The organism is Phocaeicola sp. RTP21198st1_B8_RTP21198_201120 (assembly GCF_040929485.1).
Lineage (GTDB): Bacteria > Bacteroidota > Bacteroidia > Bacteroidales > Bacteroidaceae > Phocaeicola > Phocaeicola dorei.
Window position 1 is genome coordinate 1 of record NZ_JBCOCI010000571.1, and the last position, 358, is coordinate 358.

General features: G+C 45.5%; 1 pseudogene. It reads right to left on the minus strand.

What is annotated here, in order from left to right:
- Positions 1-358: pseudogene (locus AB5935_RS28190) on the minus strand (hypothetical protein); the annotation flags it as partial.

Here is a 358-nt window from a genome sequence, read left to right on the forward strand (position 1 = left end):
GCTACTGTTTGCCGTTCGCTTACTTCATAGTTTTCAGAAGCAATCTGACGCATCTGGTCATTCTTGACCAGTATTGCATTTGCAAGTGTGTTGAGAGGTAAAGCTCCCTGCTGATAGGCATCCACAACTTTATCCGGCAAAGTGATGCTGCAAGGAACCTTGTCTATTGTAGCAATCAGACAGTTGGACCTAATCTGAGGATTGACAATCCGTGGATTGAGCGGTTCATCAGGATAAACCCGATAATTCACTGGGCTGTTTCCTGCTTCAGGGTGCTGATGTGCTTTGAAATCATCCAAAGTCTCATGCCCGGCCTTGTTCAGCAGATTGAGTCCTCCCATACCGATAAGTATCATTT